Genomic DNA, 17,745 nt, shown 5'->3' with positions numbered 1-17,745 from the left:
ATGCAGGTTCCTGCCGAACGCCTCGACCAGATTGCCAATCGCTTCGCCGAGCTCGAGGCGCGGATGGCTTCGGGCACGCTCGAGGGTGACGAATTCGTCAAGGCGAGCCGCGACTATGCGGAGCTGGAACCGGTGGCCAAGGTCGCGGCCGAGGTGAAGGCGTCGCGCGAGGAGATTGCGAGCCTCGAGGAAATGCTGGCCGATCCGGAAATGAAGGCCATGGCGGAAGAAGAGCTTGCCGAACTGCGCAAGCGGCTGCCCGAAGCCGAACGCCAGCTTGCCATCGCCATGCTCCCGCGTGACAGCGCCGACAACAAGCCGGCCATGCTCGAAATCCGTGCGGGGACGGGCGGCGACGAGGCAGCGCTCTTCGCGGGCGACCTTTATCGCATGTACGAACGCTATGCCGCGGAGCAGGGCTGGAAGGTCGAGCCGGTAAGCATGAACGCCAGTGAAGTGGGCGGCTTCAAGGAAATCGTCGCGAATGTCACCGGCACCGGCGTATTCGCCAAGCTGAAGTTCGAAAGCGGCGTGCACCGTGTCCAGCGCGTACCCGAGACCGAAAGCGGTGGACGCATCCACACCTCGGCAGCCACGGTGGCGGTCCTTCCGCAGCCCGACGAGGTCGATATCGACCTCGCTCCGGGCGACCTCAAGATCGACACTTATCGCGCCAGCGGCGCGGGCGGCCAGCACGTCAACACGACCGACAGCGCCGTGCGCATCACGCACGAGCCGAGCGGCCTCGTGGTGACCTGCCAGGACGAGCGCAGCCAGCAGAAGAACCGCGTCAAGGCGATGCAGGTCCTGCGGGCGCGCCTCTACGAGAAGATGCGCGATGAGGCGCAGGGGGCCGAGGCGGAGGCGCGCAAGGCCATGGTCGGCAGCGGCGACCGGTCCGAGCGCATCCGCACCTATAATTTCCCGCAAGGCCGCGTGACCGACCACCGGATCGGCCTCACCTTGCACAAACTGCCCGAGATCATCGCCGGGCCGGGCCTTGGCGAAATGGTCGATGCGCTGATTGCAGAGGACGAGGCGAAGCGGCTCGCCGCGCTCAATGACTAAGGCGACGACACCCACTGTCGGCGATGCGATCCGCGCGGCTGCTGGCAGGCTCGAAGCAACCAGTCCGACCGCGCGGCTGGATGCGGAATTGCTGATGGCCAATGCACTCGGCATGCAGCGTTCGGACATGCTGATCCGCGCCATGCAGGACGATGCGCCCGAAGGCTTTGCCGCGCTGGTCGACCGCCGCGCCAATTGCGAGCCGGTGGCCCATATCCTCGGCCACCAGGAGTTTTACGGCCGCGAATTCCTCGTGACCGCCGATACGCTGATCCCGCGCGGGGATAGCGAACTGCTCGTTGCGTGCGCCCTCGAGTCGCATCCTGCGCCATCCCGCGTGCTCGACCTCGGCACGGGAACGGGCGCGCTCTTGCTGAGCGTGCTGGCCGAAACATCGGCGAAGGGCGTCGGAACCGACCGTTCCGCAGCTGCCCTTGCAGTCGCGCATGACAATGCGGACCGGCTGGGCGTGGAGGATCGTACGCGCTTCTACCTGCTCGATTGGCACAAGGAGGGCTGGGCGGATGAACTGGGCCGGTTCGACCTGATCCTGTGCAACCCGCCCTATGTCGAGGAATCCGCCAAGCTGGAGCCCGATGTACGCGGGTTCGAGCCGCATGGCGCACTGTTCGCCGGACCCGAAGGACTAGACGATTACCGCGTCATCATTCCCCAATTGCGCAATTTGCTGACCTATGGCGGCAGCGCGATTCTCGAAATCGGACACGAACAATCGGCAAGCGTAAGCGAAATTGCGCAGGCTGCAGGGTTCTCCGTCGAGCTGCGCCGCGACCTCGCCGACAGGCCGCGCGCCCTGATTTTGACATAAAGGGGTTGGCAAAGCCGATTCGAGGCTTTAACTCTGGCCACAGGCCAGTGGTGTGCGGTTGTTTCCCACCCACCGGTTCCAAGCTCCGACATGGCAGTTCTGGTGCAAGGCTTCGGGCCTTGCATACCGTGCACAGACAGGAGCGCACATGTTGCGAGAGGGCGCAGCATGTTCGATGGATTACGCGGCCAGAGGCGAACCGAGGGTTCGCGCCGCGCCATGAAAAGGACGAGTATTCCTTGAACAACAATCGTAACAACCGTCGTCGCGGTCGCAACACCAACCGCAATCAGGGCGGCGGCAATTCGGCAAACCGGATCGATAGCCGGGCACGCGGTAACGCGCCCCAGCTGCTCGACAAGTACAAGAAGCTTGCGCAGGACGCCCAGCACAACGGCGACCGCGTGCAGGCCGAGTACTACCTGCAGTTCGCCGATCACTATTTCCGCGTCATCGCCGACAACAAGGCGCGCCAGGAAGAGGCGAAAGCCAAGCGCAATGACGAGCGCGGTAACAACCAGTCGGACGATGATGACGATTCGGACGACGATGGTGACGATCGCCGCAAGAATCGCCGCTCGCGCTCGCGCCGCGATGACGATCAGGGCCAGAAGAAAGAAGGCCGCGGTCGCAAGCAGCGCGGCAACGGCTCCGATGACGACGGCAACGATTACGAGCCTTCGGATAACCCCTTCACGCGCAAGGGCGACGATGAAGAGGATGCTCCGAAGAAGCGCCGCGCTCCGCGCAAGGCCAAGAAGTCGGAAGAAGGCGCACCCGGTAACGAGGGCGAGATCGACGTCGCAGTCCTTCCGCCGGCGATCGGCGGAGAAGACGACAAGCCGGCTCCGCGCCGCCGTCGTCGCAAGGAAGGTGAAGACGAGGATGTAAGCGCGGTCGGCTGATCGCGCTTCACCCGCCGCTTTCCCTTGCCAATATCGTAGGCGGCCCTAACAGGCGGAGGCGATGGATCGTATCTCCGCATTCTCGTTGCGGCATCCGTACTGGACGGCGCTGCTGCTCGGCCTCGTTTCGGCCACGGGTTTCCAACCCCTGCACCTCTGGGCGCTGGCTCTTGCCGCGATGGGCGCGCTTGTCTGGCTGGTGTCGAAGCAGCCGGGCAAGGGCAACGCATTCCTTGTCGGCTGGTTGTTCGGCGTCGCGCATTTCACGCTGACCAACAACTGGATCGCCACCGCTTTCACTTATCAGGCCGAGATGCCGGCCGCGCTCGGCTGGGCCGCCGTTCCGCTCCTGTCGCTCTACCTCGCCGTCTGGCCCGCGCTTGCGGCTCTGGCGGCATGGATGATCGCGCGAAACCACGGCCTGCCGGCATTCGCGCTCGCTTTCGGAGCTCTCTGGGTGCTGGCCGAATGGCTGCGGAGCTGGGTCTTCACCGGATATGCTTGGGGGCCGTTTTCCATGGCCTTGCTGGGAGACTGGTCGCGGCCGGGTGTCGCAGGGGTACTTGGTCTTACGGGCACCTACGCGCTCTCGGGCATCGCGGTCGCTTTGTCCGGGCTGCTGGCCTCGCTGGTCACGAGCCGCCGCTGGGCTGGACTGGCCATTGGCGGTGCCATCCTCGTCGCTGGCATGTACTGGCCGGCGCCCAAGCCGGTGGGCGGCTATCTGCCGCTGACGCTGGTGCAGCCGAACCTGCGCCAGGAAGAGCTAGACGATCCGACCAAGTTCGAAGAACAGTTCCAGCGCATCGCCTCGCTTAGCAAGCCGCTCCGTCCCTTGAGCCGGCGGCTTGTCCTGTGGCCCGAAAGCGGCGTTCCGGATTACCTGCGTGAAGGCTACCCGCAGCGCTACTACGTCCAGATGACTGCTGGCGGCGACCCGGCCTTCGCGCGCTACCGGATCGGGCAGACCATCGGCGAGGGCAGCCTCTTGCTGACCGGGACCGTCGATCTTGAAATCGGCGAGGTGGACGGCCGCGAGAGAGCTGTCGGCGCCTATAACGCCATCACCCCCATCGACGCCGAGGGCACGCTCGGCCCGCGCTATTCCAAGGCCCACCTCGTGCCTTATGGCGAATACCTTCCGATGCGGGCCCTGCTCGAACCGCTCGGCCTGTCGCGGCTTGTGGCAGGCTCGATCGACTTCATTCCGGGTCCGGGTCCGCAAACCTTCGACTTCGGTCCGCACGGCAAGGCTGGGATGCAAATCTGTTACGAGATCGTCTTCTCCGGCGAGGTCGTCGAGCCTGACGCGCGACCCGACTACATTTTCAACCCGTCCAATGACGGCTGGTTCGGCGAGTGGGGTCCTCCGCAGCATCTTGCCCAGGCGCGGATGCGCGCAATCGAGGAAGGTCTGCCGGTCCTGCGCTCCACCACCACCGGAATAAGCGCAGTGATCGATGCGCATGGCATCGTGCGCAATCACATCGGGCGGGGCCGCGCAGATCGCATCGACACCCATGTGCCGCCAGCAGGCGATCCCACCCCGTTTTCCCGGTTGGGGCACTGGCTGACCCTCCTTTGGGGGATGCTCCTATTAGCCGGATCGCTGGTTGCCATGCGCCTTCACCAGCGTTACGTGTCGCGCAGCACATAAAGCTTTCTTTATATCTTTCAGTCGGGGTCCTTCATGCGCACCAATTACCTGTTCACTTCCGAGAGCGTTTCGGAGGGTCATCCCGACAAGGTGTCCGACCAGATCAGCGATGCGATCGTCGACCTGATGCTTTCGAAAGACCCCGAATCGCGCGTCGCCTGCGAGACAATGACGACCACGCAGCGCGTGATCCTGTCGGGCGAAATCCGCTGTGCGCCGATGTACGACATGAACAACCCCGAGTGGGCGGTGAACGGTGGCTGGGCCCCTGGCGCGAAGGACGAGATCGAGCGGGCCGTGCGTCGCACCGTACGCGAAATCGGCTACGAGCAGGAAGGCTTCCACTGGAAGACGCTGACCTTCGAAAACCACCTTCATGGCCAGTCGAGCGAAATTGCGCAGGGCGTGGATGCCAGCGGCAACAAGGACGAGGGCGCGGGCGACCAGGGCATCATGTTCGGTTTCGCCTGCGACGAGACGCCCGATCTCATGCCCGCGACGCTCGACTATTCGCACAAGATCCTCGAGCGACTGGCTGCCGACCGCAAGAGCGGTGCTGCGCCCTTCCTCGAACCCGATGCCAAGAGCCAGCTCTCGCTGCGTTACGAAGACGGCAAGCCGGTGGCCTGCACTGCGGTCGTCGTGTCGACCCAGCACGGCAAGGGCTATCACGAGGGTGAGAAGGAGGCCGAACTCAAGGCCTATGTGAAGGGAGTCGTCAGCGAGATCCTGCCCGATGGCTGGCTGACCGACGAAACCGAGTGGCACATCAATCCCACGGGCGCTTTCGAAATCGGCGGGCCCGATGGCGACGCTGGCCTGACCGGTCGCAAGATCATCGTCGATACCTATGGCGGCGCGGCCCCTCATGGCGGCGGCGCTTTCAGCGGGAAGGACCCGACCAAGGTCGACCGTTCGGCAGCCTATATTACGCGGTACCTGGCGAAGAACATCGTGGCGGCAGGCCTGGCCAAGCGCTGCACGATACAGCTGTCCTATGCGATCGGCGTGTCGAAGCCGCTCTCGCTCTATGTCGACACGCACGGCACCTGTGCCGAGGGCGTTTCCGACGAGGCGCTCGAGAATGCGATCGGCAGCATCGAAAAGCTGGGTGGTCTTACCCCGCGCGGGATCCGCATGCACCTTGGCCTCAACAAGCCGATCTATCGCAAGAGTGCTGCATACGGCCATTTCGGTCGTCAGGCCGATGGCGATGATTTTCCGTGGGAACGCACCGACCTCGTCGACGACCTCAAGGCCGCGCTTGGCTGAGGGTTAGTCGGGGTCGTCCTGCCCCTTGGCGGGTGAGGCAGTCTCGAGCGCTAGTTCGGCATCGGAGAACACGAAGGGGCTGCGCACCGACGGCATTCCGTCGATATCCAGCCGCATTCCCCGTGCCTGCGTCTGCGGATCTGCGAAAACCTCGTCGATTTCGTTGATCGGGCCGGCAGGGATTGCCGCTTGGGCGCAGGCAGAGAGAAGGTCGTCTCGCGTCCATCGCGCGGTGGCTTCGGCGATCAGCGCGTCGACCTCATCTCGGTTCGCGACGCGGTTCGCATTGGTCGAATAGCGCTCGTCTTCCAGCAGGTCCGTGCGTTCGAGCACCGTCAGCAGCTTGCGGAACAGCGCGTCGTTTGCCGGAGCGAGCACGACCTTGCCGTCCTTGGTCGGGAAGACGCCATAGGCGCTCACCTGCGCGTGGGCATTGCCCATACGTGGCGGGTTCTCGCCGGTCGCAAGATAGCTCATCGCCTGGTTGGCGAGCAGGCCGACCGAGCAGTCGAGCAGGCTCATGTCGATCCACTGTCCCTCGCCCGTGCGGTAGCGCATCAGCAGGGCGGCCTGTACCGCATTGGCCGCCCAGAGGCCGGTAGACAGGTCGCTGATCGAGACGCCCATTTTCATGGGATCGCCATCGGGTTCGCCGGTCAGCGCCATGAAACCGCTCATCGCCTGGATGACGAAATCGTAGCCCGGCTCGTCGCGACGCGGCCCGGTCTGGCCGAAGCCGGTGATCGAGCAATAGACCAGCGCGGGATTGGCCTTCGCCAGTGTCTCGTAGTCGAGCCCGAACTTGGTGAGGCTACCGGGCTTGAAGTTTTCCAAGACGACGTCGGCCCCGCGTGCCAGTTCGGCAATCCGTTCGAGATCCGCAGCATCGCGAAAGTCGGCCACGATCCCGCGCTTGCCGCGATTGCAGGCGTGGTAGTAGGCGCTGGTCTTTTCGCCGCCATGCTCGACCCAGGGCGGGCCCCAGATCCGCGTATTATCGCCTTCCGGGCTTTCGACCTTGATCACATCCGCGCCGAGATCGGCGAGGATCTGGCCTGCCCACGGCCCGGCAAGGACCCGGGCAAGCTCAAGCACCTTGAGCCCGGAGAGCGGGCTATTCTCGTTGCGCGGTTTGTCGAGCCAGTCGGCCATCGTCTCAGCCGAGAGCGACCTCGTATTTCGCAGTCGTGCTGGCGGCGATGTCCTCTTCGGTCACGCCCGGGGCCAGCTCGATAAGCTGGAACGCGCTTTCGTGATCCTTGCGACGGAAAACACCCAGATTGGTGATGATCATGTCGACCACGTTCTGGCCGGTCAGGGGCAGGGTGCAGGCGGGAATGAACTTGGGATCGCCAGCCTTGCTGGTGTGGTCCATCACCACGATGATCTTCTTCACGCCGGCGACGAGATCCATCGCGCCGCCCATGCCCTTGATCATCTTGCCCGGGATCATCCAATTGGCGATGTCGCCGTTCTCGGCCACTTCCATCGCGCCAAGGACGGTGAGGTCGATATGCCCGCCGCGGATCATCGCGAAGCTCTGCGCGCTGTCGAAATAGGCGCTGTGCGGCAGTTCGCTGATCGTCTGCTTGCCGGCATTGATCAGGTCGGCGTCTTCTTCGCCTTCATAGGGGAAGGGGCCGATGCCGAGCATGCCGTTCTCGCTCTGCAGCGTGACATGCATGCCTTCGGGAATGTGATTGGCGACCAGCGTCGGAATGCCGATGCCGAGATTGACGTAATAGCCGTCTTCCAGCTCCTGAGCGGCGCGGGCGGCCATCTGGTTGCGGTCCCAGCCGGTGCGTGCTTGCGTGTCGGTCATCTCAATTGCCTTCGTTCATTATTGCGGGCGCATCGGCGGGGGCGGTCTCGGGCGACCAGCGGGTGCCTTCCGGGAACACCTGCTCCACGGTGCCCTTAAGCGAATAGCCGTAGACGGGGTTGGGCAGGACGAACCAGCCATTGCCCCACAGTTGCGCGAGGTCGCCGCGAGCAGCCAGTTCGCGGCGTTCGAGCGGCGCGCGCGTGTCGTCGTTGAAGATGTCGGCGAAGTCGCCGAGGTTGTCACCGGCGAGTGCGACGACGCAGTAACGCTCTGCGATCATGGCGCGGCGACCGTCCTTGTCGCCGCTGTTCACGCCGTCATCACCGCGCAGGAACAGCGTGTCGCGGTGGATCGCCTCGCCAAGTCCGGCAGCGGCAATCGCTTTGGCCGCACCTTCAGGACTGAATTCGCGGTTCGTGTTGAAGACGGGAGTGATGCCCGCTTCGCGCAGGCGGCGAATGCCGGTCACCGCGCCGGGGACCGGGCGGACATAGCTAGCGCCGGTCTTTTCCCACTTCTCCCAGGTCTCCTTGGAGAAGCTGGCGCCCGAGGTTGTGGCCCAGTATTCATATCCCTGGTTGAGGATCACCGTCTCGTCGACATCGAAGACGACGGCGAGCGGCTTCCAGCTATCGCCCTGCGCGCAGCTCTGCGGCTGGGCAATCGCGCCGTCGATACCCATCGTGACCGACTGCGGGACACGGCGCTCGCGAGAGCGGGCAATCGCGTAATCGGCAATGTTCCGCCACGTCTGGATCGAGGCCCCGGCAGCTTCGCCCGAGCCATAGAGCCACTGCATGGTATCGGGTGCATCCGCCGAAGCTACGGGCGCTTCCGCCGCCGGTACGGTCTGGCAGGCAGCCAGAGCCAGTGCGGCGCATGAAACCAGTCCGGCGCGCATCATGCGGTTGCCCTTTCGCGCGTCGTCACGAATTCGATCTTCTTGTCGTAGGGTGCGCCCACGATCATGCGCTGGACGTATACGCCGGGCAGGTGGATGCAGTCCGGATCGAGGCTGCCGGTCGGCACGATCTCTTCGACTTCGACCACGCAGACCTTGCCGCAGGTCGCGGCAGGCTGGTTGAAATTGCGCGCGGTCTTGCGGAACACGAGGTTGCCCGTCTCGTCGGCCTTCCACGCTTTCACGATTGCGAGATCGGCAAAGATGCCGCGCTCGAGGATGTAGTCTTCTCCGTCGAAGCTCTTCACTTCCTTGCCTTCTGCTACCTGCGTGCCGACGCCTGTCTTGGTGTAGAAGCCCGGGATGCCGGCACCGCCTGCACGCATGCGTTCGGCCAGCGTACCCTGCGGGCAGAATTCCACTTCGAGTTCGCCCGAAAGGAACTGCCGCTCGAACTCCTTGTTCTCGCCGACATAGGAGGAGATCATCTTCTTCACCTGCTGCGTGCGCAGCAGCATGCCGATCCCTTCGTTGTCGATCCCGGCATTGTTGCTGGCGAAGGTCAGGCCCTTCACGCCGCTTTCGCGGATCGCCTCGAGCAATCTTTCGGGAATACCGCAAAGGCCGAAGCCTCCGCTGGCGATGAGCATGTCGTCATGCAGGAGCCCTTCGAGGGCGGAAGCGGCGTCGGGAAAGAGCTTGTTCATCGGACCTCCGTTACAAGCGTGGCTGCTAGCGCCGAGTTTATGATAAGTCACCCCCGGACAAGGAGATGATCGATGCGCGCGATACCATTGCTGGCATTCCTGCCGATCCTTGCCGCCTGCGAAGTCGAACCGGCACCCCAGCCGGAACCGCGCGAGGCCGATCCGGTCATCGTGAGGGCCGAAGTTGATCGCAGCGATCACTTGGCGGGCGCAGCGTCGCCCGGCGACTTCAAGGCAAACTTCGGCGAGCCTTTCATCAAGTTCGAGAACCGCGGTTCGAAAATGGCAATCAGCCAGGCCTATTCCGGCGCGCGTTACCGCGTGTTCGATGTCGAACGGGTCAGGGACGGAGACTCCTATGTCTTCCGCGGCAGCGAGGGCGCGGTCCCGGGTGAGCAGCCGTTCGTCCTGACGATCGAGCCGGGCCCCTGCACGAGTGAATTCTCGGGAGAGAAGACCCGGCATACGGCGTGGCTCGGGACGGCGGCGAATCCCCGCGCCATCCGTGCTTGTGCTGCACCAGCGAGATAAGACTTCGACCCGCCCTGTGTAATTTCAATGCCTTGCAAGAGTGAGTTGCGCCTGGCTCAACAAACCTTGTTCTTTTCGCACTTGCACAATTTTCGCCTGACCAGCATATGTCTACCTGCCTTTCAGGCATCCTCTCCCAAGACTTTTCTAGCCCGGTGGTTCGTCCGCCGGGCTTTTTTCTTGCCCTGTTGCGGTCTGGCCTTGGACCTCTCGGGCCGCTCCCTCATTGTAGTTTCTGAATGCGCCCCCAATTGGGAGCGAGAGAATTGAAGAACTACGAGGGAGCTTGCCCATATGGCCGATGCTGACACTGCGACGGCGGCAGACGAGAGAACGGTAAGGCTGCAGGTCGCGGCGGCACGCCAGGAAGAAAGTGGGCAGGGCATCGCCCGTATGCCGCGATCCGCTTTTCAGGCGCTCGGCATTACCGAAGGTGACACGGTCGAGATCACCGGCAAGCGTGCCACTGTGGCGATCGCCATGGCCGCATATGATGAAGACCAGTCGCTCGACGTGATCCGCCTGGACGGTCTCCAGCGCGGCAACGCCGAGGTCGGCTCGGGCGAGCATGTGCATGTCATTGCCGCCGAATCGCGTCCTGCAACCCGCGTCGTATTCGCTCCGGCACAGCGCGAAATGCGCCTCCAGGGTCCGGCGCAGGCGCTCAAGCGGAACTTCTTCCGCAAGCCGCTGACAGCTGGTGACCTCGTCGCGACGACGGGCCAGCAGCCGGTGCAGAACATGCCGCCCGAAGTGCGCCGCATGTTCAATTCGCCCGCCTATGCGCTCACGCAGATCCGCCTTTCCGTCGTCTCGACCACGCCAAAGGGCATCGTCCATATCGACGAGGACACCGAGGTCGAACTGCGCGCGGAATTCGAGGCCCCGCGCGATGCGCGCGCCGTAGTCAACTATGACGATGTCGGCGGTATCGACGACACCATCCAGCAGCTTCGCGAGATGGTCGAACTGCCGCTGCGCTATCCGGAACTCTTCACGCGTCTCGGGGTGGACCCGCCCAAGGGCGTCCTGCTGCATGGCCCGCCGGGTACCGGCAAGACCCGCCTTGCCCAGGCAGTCGCCAATGAAAGCGATGCCAATTTCTTCACCATCAACGGACCCGAGATCATGGGTTCGGGATATGGCGAAAGCGAGAAACGGCTGCGCGAAGTCTTCGAAGAGGCGAGCAAGTCCGCGCCCGCCATCGTCTTTATCGACGAAATCGATTCCATCGCGCCGAAACGCGACAGGGTCCCCGGGGAGGCCGAGAAACGCCTCGTTGCACAATTGCTCACACTCATGGACGGTCTCGAGGCACGCTCCAATCTGGTGGTCATCGCGGCGACCAATCGCCCTGATGCCATCGACGAGGCACTGCGCAGGCCGGGCCGGTTCGACCGCGAGATCGTCATCGGCGTTCCGGACGAAAAGGGTCGCCGCGAGATCCTCGGCATCCATACGCGCGGCATGCCTCTCGGCGACAAGGTCGACCTCACCGAACTGGCCAAGGCAACCTATGGCTTCGTCGGCGCCGACATCGCTGCGCTCGCGCGCGAAGCGGCTATCGACGCAGTCCGCCGCATCATGCCCAAGATCGACCTCGACGAGCGGACGATTCCGCCCGAAGTGCTCGACGAGCTTTGCGTCACCCGTGAGGATTTCCTCTCCGCATTGAAGCGAGTCCAGCCGAGCGCGATGCGCGAGGTCATGGTGCAGATGCCCAATGTCGGCTGGGACAATATCGGCGGCGTCGGCGATGCCATCGAAAAGCTGAAAGAGGGTATCGAGCTTCCGATGAAGAATCCCGATGCCTTCCACCGGCTCGGGATCAGGCCGGCAAAGGGCTTCCTGCTCTATGGCCCTCCCGGAACCGGCAAGACCTTGCTGGCCAAGGCCGTTGCGAAAGAGGCGAAAGCGAACTTCATCTCGATGAAGAGCTCCGACCTCCTGTCGAAATGGTATGGCGAGAGCGAGCAGCAGATCGCGCGCATGTTCAAACGCGCCCGCGCTGTCGCACCCTGCGTCATCTTCATCGACGAGATCGACAGCCTCGTACCGGCGCGCGGAAGCGGGCAGGGCGAACCACAGGTGACGGGACGGGTCGTGAATACGATCCTTGCCGAAATGGACGGTCTCGAAGAATTGCAGTCCGTCGTCGTGATCGGCGCCACGAACCGACCCGCGCTGGTCGATCCGGCCTTGCTGCGGCCGGGACGGTTCGACGAACTGGTCTATGTCGGCACTCCCGACGAGCCAGGGCGCGAGCAAATCCTCGGCATCCACACCAAGAACATGCCGCTGGCAGACGATGTCAGCCTCGCAGCGGTGGCGGCCAAGACCGCCCGCTACACTGGCGCGGACCTCGAGGATGTCGTGCGCCGCGCTGGTCTCAACGCCTTGCAGCGCGCAGGCGGTGACGTTCAGGAAGTGACCGCGGCCGACTTCGCCGAAGCACTAGAGGACAGCCGCGCGACGGTGACCAGCAAGATGGAAGCCGAATATCGCAAGATGCGCGGCGAACTGAAGAAGCGCGCCGCCGAGGTTCACCCGATCGGCTTCATTCACGAAGGCATGGTGGAATCGACCCGCGACGCGAAGCACGGGGCATAAAAAGCCTAGCTGCCCGAGATTCGCTGGTTCGCCGCTTCCACTTCGAGGCGGTGGCGGATCAGTGCATCGGGCTGGTTCTGGCGGAGCCAGGCCAGCATGTGCTCACGCACAGCGCAGCGCAGGGTGAACAGGTCGCCAATGGTTTCCGAACTCATCGACAGGCGTAGCTCGATACTCTCGGGATAAGCCTCGGTCATCAGCAGCGCGATATTGCGGCCGTCCCAAAGCGGATGGGCCTTAACGAAACGCTCGAATTCTTCGCGGATCGGTTCGATCTCTGCGATCGGGTCGAGATGCAGCATGACCGGCCCGGTCAGTTGTTCGCTGATCCTCGACCAGTTCTCGAAGCTTTGATCGAGAAACCGGCTGGTGGGTACCACTAGAACGCGTTCGTCCCAGGTGCGCACGGTGACGAAGCTCATGCGGACTTCCTCGACCCTGCCAGCCTGGCCATCGACCTTGACCAGGTCGCCGATCCGCAGCGGCTGGGTCAGCGCCATCTGGAGCCCGGCAATCAGCGATTTGAGCGCCGGCTGCGCAGCTGCACCGACGGCAAGGGCGGCAAGACCGGCCGAAGCCAGCATCGTGGTGCCAACATCGCGTACGCCCGGAATATTGAACATGATCAGCGAGATCGTGATGATGATGATCGCGACGCGGGCAGTGCGCGAGAGGATCGCAATCCGTGTGCGATAGCCGCGCGTGGAAACTTCCTCGCCTTCGATTTCGAGCTGGCGTTCGTATCCCGCGGCAAGGCCTTTGACCAAGGCGAAGGCGACCCAGCCCAGCGCTGCCGGAATCAGGAAATCGGCCAGCCTGTCCCAGCCATCGCCAACCAGCGCATCGTGTTCCGCCGCGATGGAAACCGCGAAGCCGAACAGGGCCCAGCGAACGGGCTTGCGCACCTTTTCGACGACGACATCGTCCATCTGGCTGCTCGATCTGCGCACGACGCGGCGCAGAACGGCGAAGGCAATCCAATGGAACAGGAATGCGACCAGCAGGCCAGCGCCGAGCGTGATCAGCGTGTGGATCAGGCCGTCATAGGAGATAGGCCAATTGCGCGGGTCGTAGCGGTCCAGCATTCGGCCGATTGTCTATGAAGCTGCGACCGTGGTGGCAAGGCTCGCGGGATCGCTTTCCGGAAGCGTGATTGTTACCACCAGCCAGTCACCCGTGAAGTCGCGCTTCACACTGCCTCCGAACTGGCGGGCTGCGCTTTCCATCAGGAGGCTGCCGAAGCCCTTGCGATCGGGTTCCTTGTCGAGCTTTACGCCGCTCTCGCGCCAGACCAGGGTTACGACGTCATTCGCGCGGGTCCAGCTCACGTCGATCTCGCCGCCATTCGCCCAAGCCCCGTACTTCACCGCATTCGTGGTGAGCTCGTGGAGGACCAGTCCGAGCGGTGTGATTCGCTTGGCCGGTAGCAGTACTTCGGGACCGTTGATGGTCGCGGTCTGCTTGGAGGAGCGATAAGGCGCAAGCGAGGTGTCGACGAGTGCTTCGAGCGAGGCCAGTTCGCGGTCGAGTTCGCCTTGGCTGACCTCATGTGCGGTGAGCAGGGCGCGGATCCGCTGGGCGATCGCGTCGGTGACGGGCTTGGCCTCCGGCTTGTCGCGCGCACTCATCTGCACGATCGCCAGCACGACGGCGAAGAGGTTCTTCACCCGGTGATTGAGTTCGCGCGCAAGCAGGTCGGCGCGGTCGCGGGCTTCTCCAAGTGCGCCCGCCTGCGCCGCTTCGGCTTCGGCTTTCGCTGCGCGGGTAACGAGCCGCGAGCCGAGGTAGATCGCTACCAGCAGCAGGATGATGAGGCCGCCGAGCAGCGGCAGGACACGGCCCTCGATACGCGCGGTCTTCTCTGCTTGCTGTGCCAGGATACGCCGCTCGATCTCTTCCATTTCCGCGAGGGCACGGCGCAGGCGTTCCATCGTTTCCTGCCCCTCATCGGTCAGTATCTCGCGCCGGGCATCAAGCAGGCGTCCGTCCTCGAGCAGGATGACTGAGCTTTCGAGTTCGTCGAACTTGGCGCGCGAGAGGGCGTCGATCTCGTCGAGCAGTTCTTCCTGCCGCGTCGTCGCATTATCGCCGAGCAATTCGCGCATACGGCGCAGAGCCGGGTCGATCTGCTCTTCGCCTTCCTGGTAGGGGCGCAGGTAACGGCGATCGAGAGTGATCAGGTAACCGCGCTGGCCGGTTTCGCCATTGAGTGCAGCCGTGTGCACTCGCTGCAGTTCCTCGAGGATTTTGGAGGTCAGCTGCGCCTGCTCACGCTCGGCCCGCTCCGCCTCGACCGTCTGGTAAACTAGGTAGATAAGCCCCAGCATCGCGCCGCCGATAAGCAGCAACAGTACCGCGTTGGGCCAGCGCATGGGCAGGCGGAGGCGATTCAGGATCATCTTAGTGTGCTGCTCCCCAGCTCTTGCCCGTGCCGATTTCGACGCCGAGCGGGACCGAGAGTTCTACAGCTGGCTGTGAGGCTCCTGCCATCACACGCTCGATAACTTCCGATGCCTTTTCGACGTCGCCTTCTGGCAATTCGAACACAAGTTCGTCATGCACCTGCAACAGCATGCGGACCTTGTCGAGACCCGCTTCGCGAAGCGCCGGGATCATGCGTACCATGGCCCGCTTGATGATGTCGGCGCTTGTGCCCTGGATCGGCGCATTTATCGCCGCACGTTCGCTGCCCTGTCGTTCGGCCTGGTTCTTGGAATTGATCCGCGGGAACCACGTCTTCCGGCCGAAAAGTGTTTCCGAATAGCCCTTCTCGCGCACGCTCTCGAGCGTGTGGAGGATGTACTTCTGGATGCCCGGAAAGCGCTTGAAATAGGTGTCGATCATTTCCTGCGCCTCGTCGGGTTCGACGCCGAGACGCCCGGCGAGCCCCCAGCGCGAAATGCCGTAAAGGATCGCGAAATTGATCGTCTTGGCGCGGGCGCGGGTGTCGCGATTGACCTCGCCGAACATCTCGGTCGCCGTACGCGCGTGAATGTCCTCGCCATGCTCGAAGGCTTCCTTGAGCGGGTCGACATCGGCCATGTGCGCGGCCAGTCGCAGTTCGATCTGCGAGTAGTCGGCAGCGAGAAGGACGTTGCCTTCCTCGGCCACGAAGGCATCGCGGATCTGGCGGCCGATCTCGGTGCGGATCGGGATGTTCTGCAGGTTCGGATCGGTCGAGGACAAGCGCCCCGTCTGCGCACCGACGAGGCTATAGCTCGTGTGCACGCGTCCCGTTTCCGGGTTGATGGCTTCCTGCAGCGCGTCGGTATAGGTCGACTTGAGCTTGGCCAGCTGGCGCCATTCGAGCACCTTGTCGGCAATCTCCGCACCGTCGCCCGAAAGCCTCTCGAGGACCGACTGGTCGGTCGAATATTGACCGCTCTTGCCCTTCTTGCCGCCCTTGTATCCCATCTTGTCGAACAGGATTTCGCCAAGCTGCTTCGGGCTGCCGACAGTGAATTCCTGTCCGGCGATTTCGTGGATTTCCTTCTCCAGCCGCGAAGTTTCGGTGGCGAATTCCTCCGACAGCTTGGCGAGCCGGGTGCGATCGACCTTGATCCCCTCGCGCTCCATGCCTGCGACGACGGGGACGAGCGGACGGTCGACGCGCTGGTAGATTTTCGTACCGCCCTCGATCGCGAGGCGGGGTTTGAGATGTGCGTGGAGGCGCCAGGTCACGTCGGCATCCTCGGCAGCGTATTCAGTCGCCTTGTCGAGCGTGACTTCGCCGAAGGGGATGGCCTTCTTGCCGGTTCCGCAGACTTCCTTGTAGCTCAGGCACACGTGGCCGAGATGGCGCTGGGCGAGTTCGTCCATACCGTGTCCGCCGCCGATGCCTGCTTCACCGCGGCCTGCGTCGAGCGCGAAGCTGATGATCATCGTGTCGTCGATCGGCGTGACGGCGATGTCCTCGCGTGCGAGTACGTTGAGATCGTATTTGCCGTTCTGGAAGACCTTGAGGACCGCCTCGTCCTCCAGCAGCGGCTTCAGCGCGGCGAGCGCCTCGGCCTTGTCCACCTGCTCGGGCTTTTCAGCGAACATGTCGCTGCCACCATGGGCGAGCGGGATGTAGCAGGCATCGTTCGGGCCAAGCGCGAGGCTCACCCCGACCAGGCGCGCACGAATCGAATCGAGGCTATCGGTCTCGGTATCGACAGCGACGAGGCGGGCCGCCTTCGCCCTTTCGATCCACTCCTGCAGCCGGTCCATCGACTGGACGCATTCGTACTTGGTCCGGTCGATGGCGGGCATTTCGGGAAGCGGCTGGCTGTTGCCTTCACTGCTCGCCTCGGCTCCCTTGGTTTCCTGTTTCGCAGGATTGAGGTCGTTTGCCCTCGTCGGGCTGCCCGTGCCGGCATCGAGACGGCGGCGCAGGCTCGTGAAGCCGTGCTTTTCGAGGAAAGCGGCCAGCGGTTCGGGTGGCACGCCGTCGAGCTTCATGTCCTCGAGCGCGACGGGAAGACCGCAGTCCTCCTTGAGCGTGACGAGGATGCGGCTCAGCTCGGCATCCGCGCGATGCTCGATGAGCCGTTCCTTCAGCTTGCTCTTCTTCATGTCTTCGGCGGCATCGAGTGCGGAGGTCAGGTCGCCATGCTCGGCGATCAGCTTGCTCGCAGTCTTGGGACCGACGCCGAAGATGCCCGGGATGTTGTCGACCGAATCGCCCATCAGTGCGAGCACGTCGCCGACCTTTTCCGGCGGGACGCCGAATTTCTCTTCGACTTCCTCGATATAGATGCGCGCGTTCTTCATCGTATCGAGCATGTCGATGCGCGCACCGTTCTCCTCGCCTACTAGCTGCATCAGATCCTTGTCTGACGACACGATCGTCACGTCCCAGCCTTCCGCCTGTGCGGCCCGGGCATAGGAAGCGATCATGTCGTCCGCTTCGACATCGGGTTCCTCGATGCAGGGCAGGCTGAACGCGCGCGTCGCGTCGCGGATGAGCGGGAATTGCGGCACCAGGTCTTCGGGCGGATCGGGACGATTCGCCTTGTACTGGTCGTAAATCTCGTTGCGGAACGATTGGCTCGATTTGTCGAGCACCACGGCCAGATGGGTCGGCCCGTCGGCCTTGTCGAGGTCGTCGGCCAGCTTCCACAGCATGGTCGTGTAGCCGTAGACCGCGCCAACCGGCGTGCCTTCCGGATCGGTCAGCGGCGGCAGGCGGTGGTATGCCCTGAAAATATAGGCGGAGCCATCGACGAGGTAGAGGTGCTTCTTATCGGCCATCGCCGGTGGGGTTAGCAGCGAGTCGCGGCCTTGGGGAGCGGAAAGACCGCGAAAATTGTTGGCGGAAAAATGGCGGAATTACGGCGAATTGAGGCAAGATGATGGCGAAATGTGGCGAATTCGCTTGCTAGGCCACAATCCCGCCACTATTTAGACACTGTAAGGCCCAATTGTCGGACCTTGCGCGGGGGGACTGCCAGACTTT

14 protein-coding genes are annotated in these 17,745 nt (G+C 63.5%); 7 read left to right on the top strand and 7 right to left on the bottom strand.

Translation table 11 applies throughout. From position 1 onward, the window contains the following. The 5 genes from prfA (at window position 1) to metK (ending at window position 5,731) form a co-directional block, all read left to right on the top strand. Window positions 1–1,068 carry a peptide chain release factor 1 gene (gene prfA / locus K3165_RS12540; RefSeq protein ID WP_221549233.1) on the top strand — a complete coding sequence of 356 codons (1,068 nt, stop codon included), beginning with the start codon at window positions 1–3 and terminating at the stop codon, window positions 1,066–1,068. After that, a complete protein-coding gene (gene prmC, locus K3165_RS12535; RefSeq protein ID WP_221549232.1) occupies window positions 1,061–1,897 on the top strand; it encodes a peptide chain release factor N(5)-glutamine methyltransferase in 837 nt (278 codons plus the stop codon). Before prfA ends, prmC begins: the two co-directional genes overlap by 8 nt. Window positions 1,898–2,136: 239 nt before the next feature. After that, complete coding sequence (locus tag K3165_RS12530; RefSeq protein WP_221549231.1) at window positions 2,137–2,802, top strand: DUF4167 domain-containing protein; 666 nt, start codon at window positions 2,137–2,139, stop codon at window positions 2,800–2,802. 61 nt (window positions 2,803–2,863) lie between these two features. Beyond that, complete coding sequence (gene lnt, locus K3165_RS12525) at window positions 2,864–4,459, top strand: apolipoprotein N-acyltransferase (RefSeq protein ID WP_221549230.1); 1,596 nt, start codon at window positions 2,864–2,866, stop codon at window positions 4,457–4,459. Between the two features lie 33 nt (window positions 4,460–4,492). Next, entirely contained in the window at window positions 4,493–5,731 is a 1,239-nt protein-coding gene (metK, locus tag K3165_RS12520) for a methionine adenosyltransferase (protein ID WP_221549229.1), read from the top strand. Window positions 5,732–5,734: 3 nt separating this feature from the next. Here the strand turns inward: metK and K3165_RS12515 are convergent, their stop codons facing one another. The 4 genes from K3165_RS12515 to K3165_RS12500 are packed head-to-tail and all read right to left on the bottom strand — an operon-like array spanning window position 5,735 to window position 9,164. Next, complete coding sequence (locus K3165_RS12515) at window positions 5,735–6,883, bottom strand: CaiB/BaiF CoA transferase family protein (RefSeq protein WP_221549228.1); 1,149 nt, start codon at window positions 6,881–6,883, stop codon at window positions 5,735–5,737. Window positions 6,884–6,887: 4 nt separating this feature from the next. After that, window positions 6,888–7,553, bottom strand: a complete 666-nt coding sequence (locus K3165_RS12510) for a CoA transferase subunit B (protein WP_221549227.1) — start codon at window positions 7,551–7,553, stop codon at window positions 6,888–6,890. Window position 7,554: 1 nt separating this feature from the next. Next, window positions 7,555–8,460, bottom strand: coding sequence for an HAD family acid phosphatase (locus tag K3165_RS12505; RefSeq protein ID WP_221549226.1), 906 nt, complete (start codon window positions 8,458–8,460; stop codon window positions 7,555–7,557). Further along, the gene (locus K3165_RS12500) at window positions 8,457–9,164 is read right to left on the bottom strand and encodes a CoA transferase subunit A (RefSeq protein WP_221549225.1); all 708 of its coding nucleotides are present in this window, start codon (window positions 9,162–9,164) and stop codon (window positions 8,457–8,459) included. The genes K3165_RS12505 and K3165_RS12500 overlap by 4 nt, the downstream gene beginning before the upstream one ends. Before the next feature lie 72 nt (window positions 9,165–9,236). Between K3165_RS12500 and K3165_RS12495 the strand changes: the two genes are divergently transcribed. Both K3165_RS12495 and K3165_RS12490 read left to right on the top strand, forming a co-directional pair. Then, window positions 9,237–9,695 carry a hypothetical protein gene (locus K3165_RS12495; protein ID WP_221549224.1) on the top strand — a complete coding sequence of 153 codons (459 nt, stop codon included), beginning with the start codon at window positions 9,237–9,239 and terminating at the stop codon, window positions 9,693–9,695. Window positions 9,696–9,989: 294 nt separating this feature from the next. Continuing rightward, complete coding sequence (locus tag K3165_RS12490) at window positions 9,990–12,305, top strand: CDC48 family AAA ATPase (protein ID WP_221549223.1); 2,316 nt, start codon at window positions 9,990–9,992, stop codon at window positions 12,303–12,305. Between the two features lie 5 nt (window positions 12,306–12,310). Here the strand turns inward: K3165_RS12490 and K3165_RS12485 are convergent, their stop codons facing one another. Genes K3165_RS12485 through polA form a run of 3 tightly spaced genes read right to left on the bottom strand, consistent with a single transcriptional unit; the run spans window position 12,311 to window position 17,540 of the window. Continuing rightward, the gene (locus K3165_RS12485) at window positions 12,311–13,390 is read right to left on the bottom strand and encodes a mechanosensitive ion channel family protein (RefSeq protein WP_221549222.1); all 1,080 of its coding nucleotides are present in this window, start codon (window positions 13,388–13,390) and stop codon (window positions 12,311–12,313) included. Window positions 13,391–13,402: 12 nt separating this feature from the next. Continuing rightward, entirely contained in the window at window positions 13,403–14,704 is a 1,302-nt protein-coding gene (locus tag K3165_RS12480) for a sensor histidine kinase (protein WP_221549221.1), read from the bottom strand. Between the two features lies 1 nt (window position 14,705). After that, window positions 14,706–17,540 carry a DNA polymerase I gene (gene polA / locus K3165_RS12475; RefSeq protein ID WP_221549220.1) on the bottom strand — a complete coding sequence of 945 codons (2,835 nt, stop codon included), beginning with the start codon at window positions 17,538–17,540 and terminating at the stop codon, window positions 14,706–14,708. Window positions 17,541–17,745: the final 205 nt, after the last annotated feature.

Source organism: Qipengyuania xiamenensis, from assembly GCF_019711495.1.
Taxonomy (GTDB): domain Bacteria; phylum Pseudomonadota; class Alphaproteobacteria; order Sphingomonadales; family Sphingomonadaceae; genus Qipengyuania; species Qipengyuania xiamenensis.
This window is presented reverse-complemented; position numbering and strand designations above follow the sequence as displayed.

Bases quoted from the DNA above. Each gene is read 5' to 3' on its own strand.
- K3165_RS12495 (WP_221549224.1), top strand. From the start codon at position 9,237: ATGCGCGCGATACCATTGCTGGCATTCCTGCCGATCCTTGCCGCCTGC.
- prmC (WP_221549232.1), top strand. From the start codon at position 1,061: ATGACTAAGGCGACGACACCCACTGTCGGCGATGCGATCCGCGCGGCT.
- K3165_RS12500 (WP_221549225.1), bottom strand. From the start codon at position 9,164: ATGAACAAGCTCTTTCCCGACGCCGCTTCCGCCCTCGAAGGGCTCCTG.
- K3165_RS12510 (WP_221549227.1), bottom strand. From the start codon at position 7,553: ATGACCGACACGCAAGCACGCACCGGCTGGGACCGCAACCAGATGGCC.
- lnt (WP_221549230.1), top strand. From the start codon at position 2,864: ATGGATCGTATCTCCGCATTCTCGTTGCGGCATCCGTACTGGACGGCG.
- K3165_RS12480 (WP_221549221.1), bottom strand. From the start codon at position 14,704: ATGATCCTGAATCGCCTCCGCCTGCCCATGCGCTGGCCCAACGCGGTA.
- polA (WP_221549220.1), bottom strand. From the start codon at position 17,540: ATGGCCGATAAGAAGCACCTCTACCTCGTCGATGGCTCCGCCTATATT.
- K3165_RS12490 (WP_221549223.1), top strand. From the start codon at position 9,990: ATGGCCGATGCTGACACTGCGACGGCGGCAGACGAGAGAACGGTAAGG.
- K3165_RS12485 (WP_221549222.1), bottom strand. From the start codon at position 13,390: ATGCTGGACCGCTACGACCCGCGCAATTGGCCTATCTCCTATGACGGC.
- K3165_RS12515 (WP_221549228.1), bottom strand. From the start codon at position 6,883: ATGGCCGACTGGCTCGACAAACCGCGCAACGAGAATAGCCCGCTCTCC.
- K3165_RS12505 (WP_221549226.1), bottom strand. From the start codon at position 8,460: ATGATGCGCGCCGGACTGGTTTCATGCGCCGCACTGGCTCTGGCTGCC.
- prfA (WP_221549233.1), top strand. From the start codon at position 1: ATGCAGGTTCCTGCCGAACGCCTCGACCAGATTGCCAATCGCTTCGCC.
- metK (WP_221549229.1), top strand. From the start codon at position 4,493: ATGCGCACCAATTACCTGTTCACTTCCGAGAGCGTTTCGGAGGGTCAT.